Raw genomic sequence first — 15,642 nt, 5'->3', positions numbered from 1 at the left:
GCGCCACCGGGTGGTGGCGCGGGCACCGGGGTGCGCGGGTGTCAGTCGCGGGTGAGCTTGCGGTACGTCACCCGGTGCGGGCGGGCGGCGTCCGGGCCGAGGCGCTCGACCTTGTTGGCCTCGTAGCCGGCGAAGTTGCCCTCGAACCAGTACCAGTTCGCCGGGTTCTCCTCGGTGCCCTCGTAGGCGAGGATGTGGGTGGCGACGCGGTCGAGGAACCAGCGGTCGTGGCTGACGACCACGGCGCAGCCGGGGAACTCCAGCAGGGCGTTCTCCAGCGAGCCGAGGGTCTCGACGTCCAGGTCGTTGGTGGGCTCGTCCAGCAGCAGGACGTTGCCGCCCTCCTTGAGCGTCAGCGCCAGGTTCAGGCGGTTGCGCTCACCGCCGGAGAGGACCCCCGCGGGCTTCTGCTGGTCGGGGCCCTTGAAGCCGAACGCGGAGACGTAGGCGCGCGAGGGCATCTCCTGGTTGCCGACCTGGATGAAGTCCAGGCCGTCGGAGACGACCTCCCACAGGGTCTTCTTCTCGTCCAGACCACCGCGGGACTGGTCCACGTAGGACAGCTTGACGGTCTCGCCGATCTTCAGCTCACCGCCGTCGAGGGGCTCCAGGCCGACGATCGTCTTGAACAGCGTGGTCTTGCCGACGCCGTTGGGGCCGATGACGCCGACGATGCCGTTGCGCGGCAGGGAGAAGGACAGCCCGTCGATGAGGGTCCGCTCGCCGAAGCCCTTCTTCAGGTCCTTGGCCTCGATGACCACGCTGCCCAGGCGCGGGCCGGCGGGGATCTGGATCTCCTCGAAGTCGAGCTTGCGGGTGCGCTCGGCCTCGGCGGCCATCTCCTCGTAGCGCGCCAGGCGGGCCTTGGACTTCGTCTGACGGCCCTTGGCGTTGGAGCGGACCCACTCCAGCTCGTCCTTCAGCCGCTTCTGCAGCTTGGCGTCCTTCTTGCCCTGCACGTCCAGGCGGGCGGCCTTCTTCTCCAGGTAGGTGGAGTAGTTGCCCTCGTACGGGTAGGCGCGGCCGCGGTCCAGCTCGAGGATCCACTGGGCGACGTTGTCGAGGAAGTAGCGGTCGTGCGTGACGGCCAGCACGGCGCCGGGGTACTTCGCCAGGTGCTGCTCCAGCCACGTCACGGACTCGGCGTCCAGGTGGTTGGTGGGCTCGTCCAGCAGCAGCAGGTCGGGGGCCTCCAGCAGCAGCTTGCACAACGCCACGCGGCGCTTCTCGCCGCCGGAGAGCACCGAGACGTCGGCGTCGCCCGGCGGGCAGCGCAGCGCGTCCATGGCCTGCTCCAGCTGGGAGTCCATGTCCCACGCGTTGGCGTGGTCGAGGTCCTCCTGCAGCTCGCCCATCTCGGCCATGAGCTCGTCGGTGTAGTTGGTCGCCATCTCCTCGGCGATCGCGTTGTAGCGGTCCATCTTCACCTTGAGCTCGCCCAGGCCGTCCTGGACGTTCTCCAGGACCGTCTTGGACTCGTCCAGCTTCGGCTCCTGCATGAGCATGCCGACGCTGAAGCCCGGAGCCAGCCGCGCCTCGCCGTTGGAGGGCTGGTCCAGGCCCGCCATGATCTTCAGGACGCTCGACTTGCCGGCGCCGTTGGGGCCGACCACCCCGATCTTGGCCCCCGGGTAGAAGGAGATGGAGACGTCGTCCAAGATGACCTTGTCCCCGTGCGCCTTGCGCGCCTTCGACATGACGTAGATGAATTCAGGCACGGGGCCAGGCTAGTCGAGACGGCGGCGGGCGCGCTCCACCCTGGGTAGGGTGCCCTCGCTGGCCTCCGTAGCTCAGCGGATAGAGCACCGGACTTCTAATCCGACGGTCGCAGGTTCGAATCCTGCCGGGGGCGCCGACCACCCCAGTGCCTGCGCACTGGGGCCCGCGAGCGAGACCCCTGCCTGCCACGTTCCTGCCGTGATCGCCGATCGGGACCACGGCACCGAGCACCCCGACGACGTCGTCGTGCCGGCCCCTGACCAGGTGCGCACAGCGCCTGGTCGTCATGGCGGCGGCGAGCCCGAGCTGCTGCCCGGTGCGCTCCAGGGGCTGTCCGATCTGCAGCAGCCAGCTGGCGCAGGTGCGACGCGGGTCATGCACCCGCACGAGCGTGGAGGCGTCCAGAGTGCGGCCGGACCACCACTGCTCACACCGGTCCCCCGCAGCAGCTCCTGGTCCGCGCGCCGCGAGCCGGTGCGCGCTGCGCGCTCGGCGTCCACGGCTGCTTCCAGCGCCTCGGAGCGGTGCGAGAAGGCTTGCCCGGGCACCGCCCGGCAGCCCCCCGTCGCGGTCGCAGCCGCGCGAGGAGCGTGTCGGCGTCCACTGACGGCTCGTCGGCGAGCTCGTGCAGGTGGTGGGTCCAGGCCAGGACCCGGGAGAGGTCGTCAAGGCCCGGGTCCGACGGAGACTCCGGCGTGGCCCTGTCCGTGCTCACCCCCTTGGCCACGTCCGAGGCGGCGGGGCCCCTCGACCACCACGGCCGAGCAGCTGACCCCGCCGCGGCCCGTCCTCGCCGTCACCTCGACGCGCCCAGCACCTGGACGCGCACACCACTGCGCCCCCGTCGGCTCCGGCCGGCGGGGGCGCTGCGTCGTTCCGGGGTCAGAAGACCATGACCTCGATGCCCGCGACGATGGGGTTGTCGACCTTCTTCGTGGGCACGATCTGCACCGTCTTCCCGGGCTGCGGGATCGTCGTCTCGATGACGTAGGGCTTGCCGCGGCCGACCTTCGCGAAGATGTCGAGGTCCTTCGCGACGACCTGACCGTTCACCTTGACGTCGAAGACGCGCTGGCCGGCACGGGTGAAGGTGGGCTCGACGAAGGTCAGACGCACCTTCCACTGCCCGCCCGTGAAGGACGGGTCGACCGGGGCGTCGTAGCGGGTCCAACCCCACCTCGAGGTGGTCTGCTCCGGCGTCAGGCCCGGGAAGGACGCGGTGTGCGGCTGCCCGCCGGTGAAGCCGTGGTCCTTCTCCCACGCACCCTGAGGAACGGGGGAACCGGCGTCGATGACCGCCCAGACCGGGTCGACGAAGTCGTGCAACGCCGATGCGCTCTCGCAGCCCAGGTCCCATGTCTCGCGTCCGTGGCCGTAGGCCTCGTAGTTGTGGAACGCGCGGCACTTGGCGGAGTAGGCGGAGGTGACCGCGGGGCGCCCGGAAGCGGCGGTGGCGACGACGGTGTAGTCGACCTCGTTGTCACTGGCGTGGCTGTAGCAGTCGAGGCCGGCTTCGATGTCGAAGGTCATCGAGGTGGCGGTCGTGGTGCCCTTCGTGGCGGTGGGCGCGCTGCACGTGGCGTAGTCCCGGGTGGAGTGCTCCACCACGGTGTACTTCACCCCGGCGGGCTGACCCGCCGGCACGGTCCAGGACGCCTTCACCGTCTTGGCGTGGGTCTGCTCGAAGGTCGCCTGGTCGATCGCCGGGCGGACGGTGAGGTCGGTGACCGGCTTCACCGGGGTGGCGGAGATCGTCGTGGTGCGGGTGTTGTTGCCCTCGTTCGCCTCTCCGCGGATGCGGTCGACGTCGTCGACCCACGCCCGCAGCGTGAAGCGGCCCTCCCCGGCCGTCCACGTCGACTTGCCGGCGCCTCCCCAGGTGGCGGTGAGCGTGCGGGACGCCCCGGGCGCCAGGGACCGGCTGTCCACGTCGTTCCAGGTCACGGTCTGCCCGCCGACCGCGAAGGCGACTCCGTGCACGGTCCCGCCGGGCGTGGGCGCGGTGCCCTGATTCTTGATCGTCGCCTGGAAGGCGACCTCGGACCCGGTCGCCTGCACACCGGGCACCACCGGCCGGACGTCGGTCACCACCAGGTCGTAGGCGGCGGCCTGCGCCGGCGCCGCCGACCCGACTCCTGCTCCCACCAGCGCCGCGGCGCACGTACCCGCAGCCCACTTGCCCGCCTTGCCCATCACTAGCCCCCCTGCACCATCGCAGGAGGCGCCCCCGTCTCCTGGTAGAGCACATCTCACTCTCAGTCATTGCTTAGGTGCAACGAGGTGAGCGTCCCCCTTTCGGGGGCCTGACGCGCAGGCGGGCCCGCACGTGCTCCTGCGCGACAGCGCCCACCGCACGCGGAGCCCGTGTCTGCCGACGCACTACGGGTGAGAGCTGTCGAGCGCTCGGAGGTCGCCGGCGTCGTGGCGGCCTGAGCGTGGAGCACGACGAGGGCCCGGGCGCCCACGTCCGCGCCTCGTCGGACAGCGCCTGTGGCACCGGCGGCGACGCGTTCGTGCCGTCCTCCTCGCCCGCTCGCGCCACGGCCTCGGACTCACGCACTCGCGCCGCGTGCTCGTGACGCAGTCGTGCGAGCAGCAGGTTCCCCAGGCCCAGCACACCCGTCGCGCAGCGCTCCACGCCGGGTCTGGACCCGGTGCCGGTCGACGTTCCTGATGGCCCGTGCGAAACCCACCCCGAGGAAGCGCCGACCCTCCCACTCGCTCGCCTGCCTGCCGAGGCGGATCGGGCCGGCATCCTCGAACGCCTTGACGTGGAGCGCCTTCCCGACCGTCGCCCCACCATCGGGCAGACGCGGGTCGCCGGACCACCGGCGCGCTTCGTCCTCCGAGGAGATCGCAACCGTGGCCGGAACCTTCGCCCAGTCGTCACCGGCGAGAAGTCCTCGGACGTGAACCCGGAGTTCAGGATCGATCCAGGACTCGTCAGCGAGGGAGCAGGTCTCCACGTGCTCGAGCGTGTGGACGGCAAGCCTTGCGGGATGCCCTTGCCCCACCCGACCGCGTCGCTGGTCCGTGCCGGCGAGTCTTTGCGAAGGGGTTCGGTGGCCGCCACAGGTTCCACCCCGCAGGCGTCACCGAGAACTCCCCGTGAGCTCTTTGAGCACCCCAGGACGATGACGTGCGCGGAGTGGTGCAACTGCGCTCGCGTGAAGCGCTGCGGTTCGGACTGCGCCGTGCGGGCGGTGAGGCTGTCGACGGTGGTGTCCGTGTCGGTGCTGGTGCCGGCGTGGTGGCCGGGCAGGGCGGTCGGCTCCGGTGGAGTCAACAAGGCCATCGAGGCCTCGGAGAGGTAGCGGCGGCCGGTGACGGCCCACTCATCGGGCGCCTCGATCAGCACGCAGCCGGCCAGGCGCGACACGGTGGTGGGTCTGGGCAGGATCCCGACCACTGGGGGCACCTCCCGCTCGCGCGGGACGGTGCGGCGCTCGACCTCCCGGTCCAGCCGCTCGATCGGGTTGGTCGACCAGGTCCTGCGCCAGTGCGCCTCGGCCTGGCCCTTGGAGACCTCGGCCGGCACGTTGCGCACGAGGTGGACCCGGCGCCTTCGCCAGGAGGTGCCGCTCATCGTCTGCTCGATCGCGGAGAACTGCCCGCGGTGCTGGTCGGAGACGACCAGACGGACCCCGCGCAGTCCGCGGTCGCGCAGCGAGGTCGGGAACACGCGAGGCGTGGCCTGCGCGTCCAGCGGGCGGCAGGTGAACGCGGCGACCTCGGCGTCCAGGTCGGCGCAGGTGCGCGAGACCTCGGACTCGGAGATGCCGGAGCTGACACCGAGGGCTTCGATGAGCTCGTCGACCTCGCGGGTGGAGACGCCGTGGACGTAGGCCTCATGACGACTGCGCGCACGGTGACGTGGATGCGCCGGCGCGGGGCCGGCAGCGTGAGGGCCTGCAGGGCGCCTCGCCGCAGCTGGCGCACCACGTCGCCGCCGTCAGCGTCGGTGAGCGCCTGAGCCAGAGCGGCTCCCCCGCAGGCGGGCGGTACCCCCGGGGGGACTGGTGCTCGCGGGTCGTCGTGCGGGTCCTGTTCCAGAGGTGCTCGGCGGCTTCTCGCAGAGCCTCACGCGCCGACCCTCCCTGCTGCCGGTGCGACACACCGGCCACGGCGGAAGGCGATCGTCAGTTGCACCACCCGGTGGGACTCACCTGCTGCCCGGCCGTGCCGCAACGGGTACCTCGTCCCCCTGGTGACCACCACCGGGAGCCACGGCGTCGAACACGCCGGCACGCCGTCGCGCCGGCCCCGCTACCGAGCGCCCTCCCGCTTCGTCGGCACGGGAGGGCGCTGACGCCGTCCGAGGCTTCAGTGGATGACCTCGATCGTGGCGATGATCGGGTTGTCGACCTTCTTCGTCGCCTCGACGGTGACGACACCGCTCGTGGCGTCGACCGGGACCTCGAGGACGTAGGGCTTGCCACGCCCCACCTCGGCGAAGATGTCGAGGTCCTTCGCCACCACGCGACCGTTGACCTTCACGTCGAACACGCGCTGCCCGGCGCGACTGAAGGTGGGCTCCACGAACGTCAGCCGAGCCTTGCCCGGGTACCCGATGAGCGCGGACGTCACGTGCGCTTCGTAGCGCGACCACCCCCAGCGGCTCGTGGCCTGCTCCGGGGTCAAGCCGGGGAGGTTCGCGGTGAACACCTGCCCCTTGTCGAAGCCGCTGTCCCCCTCCCAGCCGTAGGACGGAGCGGTTGCTCCAGCGTCGATCAACGCCCACGTCGGGTCGTCGAAGTCCAGCACCCGCGGTGCGCCGTCACAGGTGAGCGAGGTGGTCGTCTGGCCGTGCGCGTACCGGTCGTAAGCGTTCACCCACTCGCACTCACCACCGCTCTCAGCGACCTCGGCGGCGCCGCGCGGACCCACTGAGGTGACGGTGTAGCGGGTGGTGTGGAACGTCTGGCTGCTCCCGCAATCCGGAGCGGTCGCGATGTCGAAGGTGAGGGACGTGCCCTCCGTGTCGCCCTGCTGAATCGATCCGCCGCCGCACTGCTCGTACGCCGGGTGCTCGGTCACCGCGTAGGAGACGCCGACGGGCTGCCCGGCCGGCACCTTCCACGACAGCTCCACCGTCTTGGCGTGCGTGTCCTCGAACTCCGCCTGGGTCATGGCAGGTGCCGCGGTGATCGCGGTGACCGGCTTGACGGGCGTGACCTTCAGCGACGCGGTGCGGCTGTTGTTGCGCTCGTTCGCTTCGCTGCGGATCCGGTCGACGTCATCCACGGTCGCCCCGAGCGTGAACTGCCCGGTCTGCGCAGTCCAGTACGAGGAGCCGGACGGCCCACCGGTGGCCCGGATCGTGACGGACCGCCCGGGCGCCAGGGAGGACCGGGAGGTGTCGTCCCAGGCGACGGCCCGCCCGTTCACCGTGAAGGCGACGCCGTGCGGCGTGCCCGACGGCGTGGCCGCGGTGCCGATGTTCTTGACGGTGGCCTCGAACACGACGCGTGAACCCGTGGCCTGCACACCCGGCTGCGCCGGACGGACGTCGGTCACCACCAGGTCGTAGGCGGCAGCCTGCGCCGGCGATGCCAGAGCCAACCCCGTTCCCGCCACCACCACCGCCGACGCTGCCGCAGCTGCTCGTCGCACGCTCCACTTGGACATGAGGCCCCCCACTCTGATGTCGCCGGCGAGAGGACAGCCCCCTCACCACCACCCCCTGGCGGCGCACATCTAACTACGGCTGATTACTCAGGGTCAACAGTCCGTACACCCTGTCCCGAGGACCTTCTGGGCGCGCCGCGGGGGCCCTCTCCCAGCGCACAGAGCACCACCGAGGTCAGCAGGCCTCGCGGATCCGCGAGCAACAGGCGCGCGGAGGAACCTCCCGCCCGCCGGCGGCGACTCGTCGGCTCGAGTGGAACCCCCCCCTGAGAGTTCACCCGTTCGGCTGAATCGATCACGCAGAGTCCCCTACCGTTCTCGGTAACCGTTCAGGACCACCACGAGGAGCCGCACCGCGAGCGAGGAGGACCGCGAGCGTCCGGCGCTGGGCACGGAGAACCTCTGAACGTCGTCGGCGATCCACCACCGACCCCGACGAGTCCTGGCGCGAGGCCGCCCGGCCCGACCAGTGCGTGTCCCCGCCGGTGGATGCTCGTCCCCGGGATCCGTCGTGCTCGCCCGGACCCGCTCGTTCGAGGCATCACGGCCACGGACCAGCACGCGCACGACGCCCTCGACCGCGCCGCCGAGGATGGCGACGCGCGGCACGACGGCCAGGGGGAGCACCGCAACCCGGCGGGTGCGGTCCTCCCCCTCGTCGCTCGTGCGCCGTCAGATGCCGGCGGCGGGGCGCTCCTCGTCCACGGCGGGGCGCGCGTCGCTGTGCGCGGTGCGGTCCTGCAGCGCGTCGTCGTTGAGCTCCTCGCCCTCCACGAGACCACCGGTGGTGCTCGACGTGGCGGTCGAGGTGGTGGTGGCCGTGGTGGACGTGGTGGCCGGCTGCGTGCGCAGGGACTCCTCGGCCGCCTCGCGCGCCTGCTCCTTGCCCTTGTTCTCGGCCACCTTGGAGGCCGCGGCCGCCGCAGCGCCGACCGTGGCGGCCACCCCGGCCGCCAGGCCCGCCTTGGCGGCGGCGCCCATGCCCCCGTCCTCGGGGGTGGTGGCCACGCCCGTGGTGGCGATCTGCTGGCTGAGGGCCTTGACCCGCGCCCCGGCCCCCTGCTCGACGTGCAGGTTGGACTCCAGCAGGACGGCCACGCGCTCCGCGCCGCGGGCGCGGGCGTGGATCGCGAGGGTCTCGTAGACGGCCTGCTCGTGGTACTCCGTCTCCAGGGCGCCGGCGAGGATGACCGCGTCGACCAGGGAGTCGTCCGTCTTCTTCAGGGTGGCCTTCGCCTCGGCCGCCAGCGCCTTCGTCACCGGGCACGGGGAGTCGTCGACCTCCTCGCCCAGCAGGGCGAAGCACTGCTCGATGGTCTCGATCTGCACGCGCGTCTCCGCGGCGTGCTCGCGCAGCAGCTGCTTCAGCTCCGGGCGCTGCGCCGCGTCCTCGAGGTCGCCGAGCATCTCCAGGGTGTCGCGCTCCATGGTCAGCGCCGCCCCCAGCTTGTAGCTGAAGACCTGCTCGGGGCTGTTCAGTCGTCCGAACATCGTTCGCTCCTCCTCGTGGTGGGGTCCGCTGTCCTCGCGCATCAACCTGGCACGCCGCGGGCGGTGGCGCATCCGGCCGGGCGCGCGGGCGCCACCGCCCGTACGGTCGCCGACGGTGCGGGAGCGCACCGCGACGCGACGACGTGACGGAGAGAGACGTGCCCCTGCCGCTGAGCCCCACCACGACGATCACGGCCGCCGGCGGGGGTGTCGAGATGCCGCTCATCGGCCTGGGCACCTGGCAGGCCACCGGCGAGGCGGCCCACCGCGCGGTGCGCGAGGCGCTGGAGCTCGGCTACCGCCTGGTGGACACCGCCACCATGTACGGCAACGAGGCGGAGGTCGGCGCCGCCGTGCGCGGCAGCGGCCTGGACCGCGCCGAGGTGTTCGTCACGACCAAGCTGCGCCAGAACCAGGCCGGCCGCGAGCGCGAGGTGGTGCGCGAGAGCCTGCGCCTGACGGGCCTGGACGTGCTGGACCTGTGGCTGGTGCACTGGCCGCCCGGCGGGCTCGCCCGCCCGGACACGTGGGAGCGGTTCGTCGAGGCGCGCGAGCAGGGCCTGGTGCGCGCGATCGGCGTGAGCAACTACAGCGTCGCGCAGATCGACGAGCTGATCGCCGCGACCGGTGTTGCCCCGGCCGTGAACCAGGTGCGGTGGGGCCCCGCGCTGCACGACGCGGACCTGCTGCGCGCGCACGCCGAGCGCGGCGTCGTGCTGGAGGGCTACAGCCCGTTCAAGGCCACCGACCTGGACGCTGCCCCGCTCGTCGAGGCGGCGGCGGCGCACGGGGTCAGCACCCGGCAGGTCGTGGTGCGCTGGCACCTGCAGCACGGCGTGGTGGTCATCCCCAAGTCCACCGACCGCGAGCGGATGGCCGCCAACCTCGACGTGCTGGGCTTCGAGCTGACCGGGGAGCAGGTCGCCGCGATCGACGCGCTGGGCGCGGCGTGAGCGGGCGGCGCGCACGGGCGGCGCGCGCCGCGCTCAGCTGACGAGGACCCGCCACTCCTGCCCGCCCAGCTCCACCACGTCCCCGTCGGCGAGCTGCCGGCCGCGGCGGTCGTCGACCTCGCCGTTGACGCTGACCTCCCCGGCGCTGAGGACCTCGCGCGCCTCGCCGCCGGAGCCCACGGCACCGGCCAGCTTGAGGAACTGCCCCAGGCGGACGGTGCCGACCACCTCCACGTCGCGCTGCGTGCTCACGCTCCGGGGACCTCCTCGTCGTCCAGGGCGAGGGCGTCGAGGACCGCGGCGATGCGGCGGGCGTCGGCGCGGGTGAGGCCCTCGGGGACGGCCACCTCGGCGCGGCCCCCGTCGCGCAGCGGGATGGTGTGCCGCAGCAGGCCCGCGCCGGCGGCCGGGTCCACCACCGCCGCGTCGGCCGGCACGTCCTCGACGACCTCGGCGTCCACCGCGGCACCGTCCCCGCCGGCGGCCCCGCCGGTGGGGGCGTTCACCGACGCGTCGCCGGTGAGGAAGGTGCGCAGGCGCTCCACGCCCTGCGCGGCCAGGCGCTCGGCGCCCGGGTCCAGCCGCCCCTGGCGCAGCACCTCGCGCAGCACCGCGTCGATCGACGCGTTCTGCCTGCCGCCCCTGCTCTGGTCGCCGCCGTCGCCCACCGGGTTCTCCTCGTCCTCGTCGTGTCCGGAGGCGTGCCCGGCGTCGTGCCGGTCGCCGTCCTGGCCGGCCCCCAGCCTCGCACCTGCCGCGGCGCCGCTCCTCCCCCGTGCGGCCCGGACGGGATCGACCTAACGTCGCGGGCATGACGGACACCCCCGAGAAGATCGTCTACACCGCCCGCGTCACCACGACCGGCGGGCGCCGCGGCGGTCGCGCCGTCTCCGACGACGGCGCCCTGGACGTGGTCCTGCAGGCCCCGAAGGAGGTCGGCGGGCCCGGTGGCGGCACGAACCCGGAGCAGCTGTTCGCCGCCGGCTACGGCGCCTGCTTCCAGGGTGCGATGGGGCTGGCCGCCAAGGAGCAGGGCGTGGACGCCTCGGCGTCGACCCTGCACATGGAGGTCGGTTTCGGCCCCGAGGGCGAGAGCTACGCGATCACCGCGACGATCCGCGCCAGCGTGGAGGGCCTGAGCACCGAGCAGGTGCAGCGGCTGCTGGAGCGCACCCACGAGCTGTGCCCGTACTCCAAGGCCACCCGCGGCAACGTGCCGGTGACCCTGGTGGCCGAGCGGGCCTGAGCGGGCGGCCCCCTCCCCGCCGGGGAGGGGGCCGCGGTCCTCAGCCCGCCAGGTGGCCCCAGGCGGGTTCCAGCTCGCACCACGGCCCGCTCGCGGCGACCCGGCCGTCCACGAGGACGACGACGCGGTCGGCGGCCGCCAGCGCCGAGCGCTTCGAGCTGGACCCCAGCACCGTGGTGCCCCGCCGGCGCAGCGCCCGCCACAGCTCCACCTCGGTGCGCGCGTCCAGCGCGGAGGAGACGTCGTCGGCGACCAGCAGGTCCGCGCCGGCGGCCAGGGCCCGCGCCAGCGCCAGGCGCTGCACCTGCCCACCCGACAGCCGCACCCCCCGGTGCCCCACCAGCGCCCCCGGGCCGCCCGCGGCGGCCACGTCCTGCTCGAGCCGGGCGTCGGCCAGCGCGGGCCCCAGCCGCTCCAGCGCCGCGGCGTGGTCGAGGGTGGCGTTGCCGGCGAACGAGCCCGACAGCACCCTCGGCAGCTGCGCCACGTAGGAGACCCGCCCGGGGCGCAGGAACACCTGCGGGTCCTGCACCGGCGCGCCGTTCCAGCGCAGCGAACCCTCGTGGTCGGCGAGACCGGCCAGCGCCGCCAGCAGGCTCGACTTGCCCGAGCCGACCCGGCCCGTCAGCAGCACCAGCTCCCCGCCGCGCACCCGCAGGTCGACGTCCGCGACACCCACCGTGCCGTCGTCGTGCACGGCGCTGAAACCGCGCAGCTCCAGCTCGCGCAGCGGCCGGCGCGGCGACGGGTCCGGGGCCGGGGCCGGGGCGGTGCCGGCGACGAGGTCCACCCCGGCGGGCGGTTCCAGCACGTCGGCGCGCCCGGCCAGCGCCGCGACCGCCCGCAGCCACTCCCGCGCCACCGGCGCCTCGGTGACCACGGCACCGGCGACCTGCCCGTAGTAGGAGGACCCCGCCACGGCCGTGGACACCAGCAGCGCCGTGGCCAGGCCCCAGGTGCCGCGCAGGTGCAGCCACCAGGTGGCGACCAGGCCCAGCTGCACCAGGACGACGGGCACGCCCTCCAGCACCGCCCGCACCCGGAACTCGCGCACCGAGGCGCGCACCCGGGCGTCGTCGACGCGGTGCAGGTGCGCCAGCACCGCGGGCGCGGCGGCGGCCAGCTTGACCGTGCGGGCGGCGTCCACCGCCGAGCCGAGGGAGCGGCCGAAGCGGGCGCGCGCATCACCGGCGCCCGCCGCGCTGCGCCCGGCCACCCCGGCACCGGCCACGGACACCAGCGCAGAGCAGGCCATCACCGCGGCCACGACGGCACCGGCACCGGCGGTGCCGGCCAGCAGCGAGGTCACCACCACGACCACGCAGCCCAGGGCGACGTCGACCCACCGGTCGACGTAGAGGACGAAGCGGTCGGAGTCCAGGCAGCGGGCCGTGACCTCCCCCGCCGGCACCCGCGGCAGGCGGCGCTGGCGGGTCTGCCCGGCCAGGACCGCGCAGCGCGCCCGCAGCGCCACCGCGTTCCACCAGGCGAAGTAGACGCGCAGGGCGCCGAACAGCGCGAACGGCCCGGCCAGCAGCGCCGCGCACACCCCCAGCGCGAACGGCCACACCCCCTGCGCACCGCCGGTTCCGGAGCGCTCGGACACGCCGGCCACCACCTGGCCCCACAGCGCGCCCGTCACGGCGCCGTGGGCGCCCAGCAGCGACATCGCCAGGAACAGGACGGCACCCACCAGGCCCCAGCGCCGGTGCACGGTGATCGCCCGCAGCACCGTGCGCGCCAGGCGGGGCGACGGCTCCGGCGCGGCCGGGCGCGGCCGGCGCGCCGCGGGGACCGCGGGCCCGGCCACCGCGACCGGGTCCACGCCCGGGTCCACGCCCGAGTCCACGGCGCCGGTGCCGGCGGCGGCGAGCAGGTCGGCGAACGGCCCGGGTGCACCGGCCAGCCGGGCGCGGGGGCCGTGCTGCACCAGGCGGCCGCCGTCCAGCACCGCCACCGCGTCGGCGCGGCGCGTCGTGCTGAGCCGGTGCGCGATGAGCAGGCCGGTGCGGCCGGCCAGCAGGCGCTCGGCGGCCGCAGTGACGCGGTGCTCGGTGACCGGGTCCATGCGGGCGGTCGCCTCGTCCAGGACGACGACGCGCACGTCGCGCACGAGCAGCCGCGCGAAGGCGACCAGCTGCTCCTCCCCGGCCGAGAGCACCGTGCCCCCCGGCCCCAGCGGGGTGTCCAGCCCGTCGGGCAGGGCGCGCACCCACTCCCGCAGCCCCAGGGCGTCCACCGCCTCCTCCACGGCGGCGCGCGGCACCGCCGTGGTCAGGGTGATGTTCTCGGCCAGCGTCGCGGCCAGCAGCTCGGTGCGCTGGGTGACGACGCCGACGGCGCCCCGCAGGGCGTGCAGGTCCACCTCGCGCACGTCGCGGCCGCCGACGAGCACCGCACCGGCGGGCGGCTCGACCGCGCGGGAGAACAGCGACGCCAGGGTCGACTTGCCCGAGCCGCTGCGCCCCACCAGCGCGCACGTCGTGCCCGCGGGCACCTCCAGGTCCACCCCGCGCAGCGCGAACCCGCCCCCCGGGTAGGCGAAGTCCAGAGCGCGCACCCGCAGGGCCAGCGGGCCGGCCGGCAGCTCCTGCCCGCCCGCCGGCTCCGCCGGCGCCGTCAGCAGCGCCCGGATCCGCTGCAGCGCACCCAGCCCCGCCTGCACCTCCGGCAGCCGGTCGCTGACCTGGGTGAGTCCGCCGACGAAACCGGCCATCAGCAGCCACGTCGTGACCAGGTCCGCCACGCCGAGGTCCCCGCGCAGCACGAGCGCGACACCGCCCAGCACCAGCGAGACCAGCAGCAGCGACAGCACCAGCGCCGTGCGCAGCCCCACCGAGGACGCGACGCGGTTGGTGGCCCGCACGGCCCGCAGCACCACCGCCGAGCCGCGCGCGTAGCGGCGCAGCACGTACGGGCGCCCCAGGCTGGAGCGCACGTCGTCACGGGCGGCGACCGCCTCCTCCAGCTCGGCGGCGTGGTCGGTCCAGGCCGCCTCCTCGGCGAGCTTGCGGCGGGCGACCTCCGCGGTCAGCGGGCGCGCCACGAGCAGCGCCGCGGCCGCCACGAGCGGGAACGCGATCCACGCCGGCCACCACGTCAGCCCCGCCACGACCCACGCCAGCGACGAGCGCAGCAGGGCGCGCGCCAGGTGCCAGCCCGTCTCCCGCAGCAGCCGCGCCAGCTGGCGCGGGTCGTCGTCGACGCGGTCGAGGACCTCGCCGACGGCCTGCTCGGCCAGCACCGGCAGCGGCTGGGCCAGGGCCGCCTCGAGCAGGTCCGCGCGCAGGCGCCCCTCGGCGCGGCCCACGCGGGTGGCGAACACCGTGCGCCCGGCGGTGTCCAGGACCCCGGCCCCCACGAGCAGCACCGCCAGCGCCGCCACGAGCGCGGGCCGGGGGTCCTCCGCCAGGCGCCCGGTGACGACGGTGCCCAGCGTCTCCCCCACCGCGGCCAGCACGGCCAGCGCCCCCGCCACCGCCACGCGCGGGCCCGCCAGCCGCGACGCCGTCAGGCTGCGGGCGTCCCGGCCGGCGCCGGGGCGCGCCCCGTCCGGGACGGCGCGCCGCGGCGGCGCCTGCGGGGAGGTGAGCACCCGTCGACGCTATCCGCGCGCCCGGACGCTCCTCCTCCCCTTTTCCGCGCCGCCGGCCGCGCACCCCGCCGGCGGCACCGCTCAGGCGGCCTGGGCCAGGTACTCGTCCCAGCGGGGGTCGGCCTGCTCCGCCCCGCGCACCGCCCAGGACGCCCCGCGCGGGGCCGCCGGGCGGAACGGCAGCGCCCAGCCCATCTCCTCCGGCGTCCGGTTCCCCTTGGCGTTGTTGCAGCGCACGCAGCAGGCCACGAGGTTCTCCCACGTGTCCGGTCCGCGGCGGCTGCGCGGCAGCACGTGGTCCACGGTCGTGGCGTGGCCGCGGCAGTAGGCGCAGCGCTGGTGGTCGCGGCGCAGCACCCCGCGCCGGCTGACCGGGACCACCGACCCCCGCGGCACCCGCACGTAGCGGGTCAGCAGGATCACCGACGGCCGTTCCAGGCTCACCGTCGCGCCCACCACGGGATCACCGTCGGCGAGCACCACCGACGCCTTCCCGGCGAGGACGAGGACGAGCGCCCGGCGGAAGGACACCACCGCGAGCGGTTCGTAACCGGCGTTCAGCACGAGGGTTCTCACGACCACCTCCACGGACGACGAGAGGCGCCGTCCCCGGTGGGGACGACGCCTCTGGGAGCGACGACGTGCGCGGCGGGATGCACGTGCTGGCGCACGTGCGCGCACCGGCGCACCGCGGGTACCCCCACTGTCATCGGGGGCAGGTACGGACGGGGCGCGGAGGGGCGCACGCGCTGCACGGCCGTGGGACTGGACACGCTCGCCTCCGCTCCTGGTGTCGTCGTGACCGCACTGTACGTCGCGCGGGGGCGCTGGGACACGTGTTTCGTCCTGGTGCGGCTCCGTGGTGCGGCTCGATGCTCACCCGGGTGCGGCTCCGTGGTCGCCGGGGTGCGGGCGTCGGCGGGTGCTGCGGCCGGCTCTCCGCCCGCTGCCGGGTGCACCGCCTCGCCGGGGTGCGCTGGGCGGGCTCCGGACGCCGGCCTCCGCACCCG

11 protein-coding genes, 1 tRNA gene and 1 pseudogene are annotated in these 15,642 nt (G+C 74.4%); 3 read left to right on the top strand and 10 right to left on the bottom strand.

Annotation, left to right across the window (positions count from 1 at the left end; translation table 11 throughout):
* Positions 1–41 precede the first annotated feature (41 nt).
* A complete protein-coding gene (ettA, locus tag ACRYM0_RS17300) occupies positions 42–1,718 on the bottom strand; it encodes an energy-dependent translational throttle protein EttA (RefSeq protein WP_432507054.1) in 1,677 nt (558 codons plus the stop codon).
* A gap of 61 nt (positions 1,719–1,779) precedes the next feature.
* On the opposite strand from ettA, the gene ACRYM0_RS17295 reads away from it, so the two are divergent.
* Positions 1,780–1,852: transfer RNA gene (locus ACRYM0_RS17295), tRNA-Arg, on the top strand.
* A gap of 749 nt (positions 1,853–2,601) precedes the next feature.
* On the opposite strand, the gene ACRYM0_RS17290 is transcribed toward ACRYM0_RS17295, so the two are convergent.
* The 5 genes and pseudogenes from ACRYM0_RS17290 to ACRYM0_RS17270 form a co-directional block, all read right to left on the bottom strand.
* Positions 2,602–3,912, bottom strand: a complete 1,311-nt coding sequence (locus ACRYM0_RS17290; RefSeq protein WP_432507057.1) for a malectin domain-containing carbohydrate-binding protein — start codon at positions 3,910–3,912, stop codon at positions 2,602–2,604.
* Between the two features lie 359 nt (positions 3,913–4,271).
* A complete protein-coding gene (locus ACRYM0_RS17285; RefSeq protein ID WP_432507052.1) occupies positions 4,272–4,685 on the bottom strand; it encodes a TIGR02391 family protein in 414 nt (137 codons plus the stop codon).
* A 233-nt stretch (positions 4,686–4,918) separates the two neighbouring features.
* A pseudogene (locus tag ACRYM0_RS17280) lies at positions 4,919–5,697 on the bottom strand (transposase); the annotation flags it as partial.
* A 345-nt stretch (positions 5,698–6,042) separates the two neighbouring features.
* Positions 6,043–7,281 (bottom strand): malectin domain-containing carbohydrate-binding protein, encoded by a 1,239-nt coding sequence (locus tag ACRYM0_RS17275; RefSeq protein WP_432507050.1) that lies wholly within the window; start codon positions 7,279–7,281, stop codon positions 6,043–6,045.
* Between the two features lie 738 nt (positions 7,282–8,019).
* Positions 8,020–8,838: a DUF892 family protein gene (locus ACRYM0_RS17270; RefSeq protein WP_432507048.1), complete on the bottom strand. Its 819-nt coding sequence runs from the start codon at positions 8,836–8,838 to the stop codon at positions 8,020–8,022.
* 215 nt (positions 8,839–9,053) lie between these two features.
* Here ACRYM0_RS17270 and ACRYM0_RS17265 point away from each other — a divergent pair, with 215 nt between their 5' ends.
* Positions 9,054–9,791, top strand: a complete 738-nt coding sequence (locus ACRYM0_RS17265) for an aldo/keto reductase (protein WP_432507056.1) — start codon at positions 9,054–9,056, stop codon at positions 9,789–9,791.
* A 33-nt stretch (positions 9,792–9,824) separates the two neighbouring features.
* Here the strand turns inward: ACRYM0_RS17265 and ACRYM0_RS17260 are convergent, their stop codons facing one another.
* Together ACRYM0_RS17260 and ACRYM0_RS17255 are read right to left on the bottom strand one after the other, a co-directional pair.
* On the bottom strand, positions 9,825–10,043 hold the full coding sequence (locus ACRYM0_RS17260; protein WP_432507047.1) for an RNA-binding S4 domain-containing protein: 219 nt from the start codon (positions 10,041–10,043) through the stop codon (positions 9,825–9,827).
* Positions 10,040–10,459 (bottom strand): hypothetical protein, encoded by a 420-nt coding sequence (locus ACRYM0_RS17255; RefSeq protein ID WP_432507045.1) that lies wholly within the window; start codon positions 10,457–10,459, stop codon positions 10,040–10,042. The genes ACRYM0_RS17260 and ACRYM0_RS17255 overlap by 4 nt, the downstream gene beginning before the upstream one ends.
* Positions 10,460–10,602: 143 nt before the next feature.
* Between ACRYM0_RS17255 and ACRYM0_RS17250 the strand changes: the two genes are divergently transcribed.
* Positions 10,603–11,037 carry an Ohr family peroxiredoxin gene (locus ACRYM0_RS17250; protein ID WP_432507044.1) on the top strand — a complete coding sequence of 145 codons (435 nt, stop codon included), beginning with the start codon at positions 10,603–10,605 and terminating at the stop codon, positions 11,035–11,037.
* A 40-nt stretch (positions 11,038–11,077) separates the two neighbouring features.
* Here the strand turns inward: ACRYM0_RS17250 and ACRYM0_RS17245 are convergent, their stop codons facing one another.
* Both ACRYM0_RS17245 and ACRYM0_RS17240 read right to left on the bottom strand, forming a co-directional pair.
* Positions 11,078–14,632, bottom strand: coding sequence for an ATP-binding cassette domain-containing protein (locus ACRYM0_RS17245; protein ID WP_432507043.1), 3,555 nt, complete (start codon positions 14,630–14,632; stop codon positions 11,078–11,080).
* Positions 14,633–14,713: 81 nt separating this feature from the next.
* Positions 14,714–15,208: an HNH endonuclease gene (locus tag ACRYM0_RS17240; protein ID WP_432507042.1), complete on the bottom strand. Its 495-nt coding sequence runs from the start codon at positions 15,206–15,208 to the stop codon at positions 14,714–14,716.
* Positions 15,209–15,642 lie beyond the last annotated feature (434 nt).

The organism is Kineococcus arenarius subsp. arenarius, from assembly GCF_050871845.1.
Lineage (GTDB): Bacteria > Actinomycetota > Actinomycetes > Actinomycetales > Kineococcaceae > Kineococcus.
This window is presented reverse-complemented; position numbering and strand designations above follow the sequence as displayed.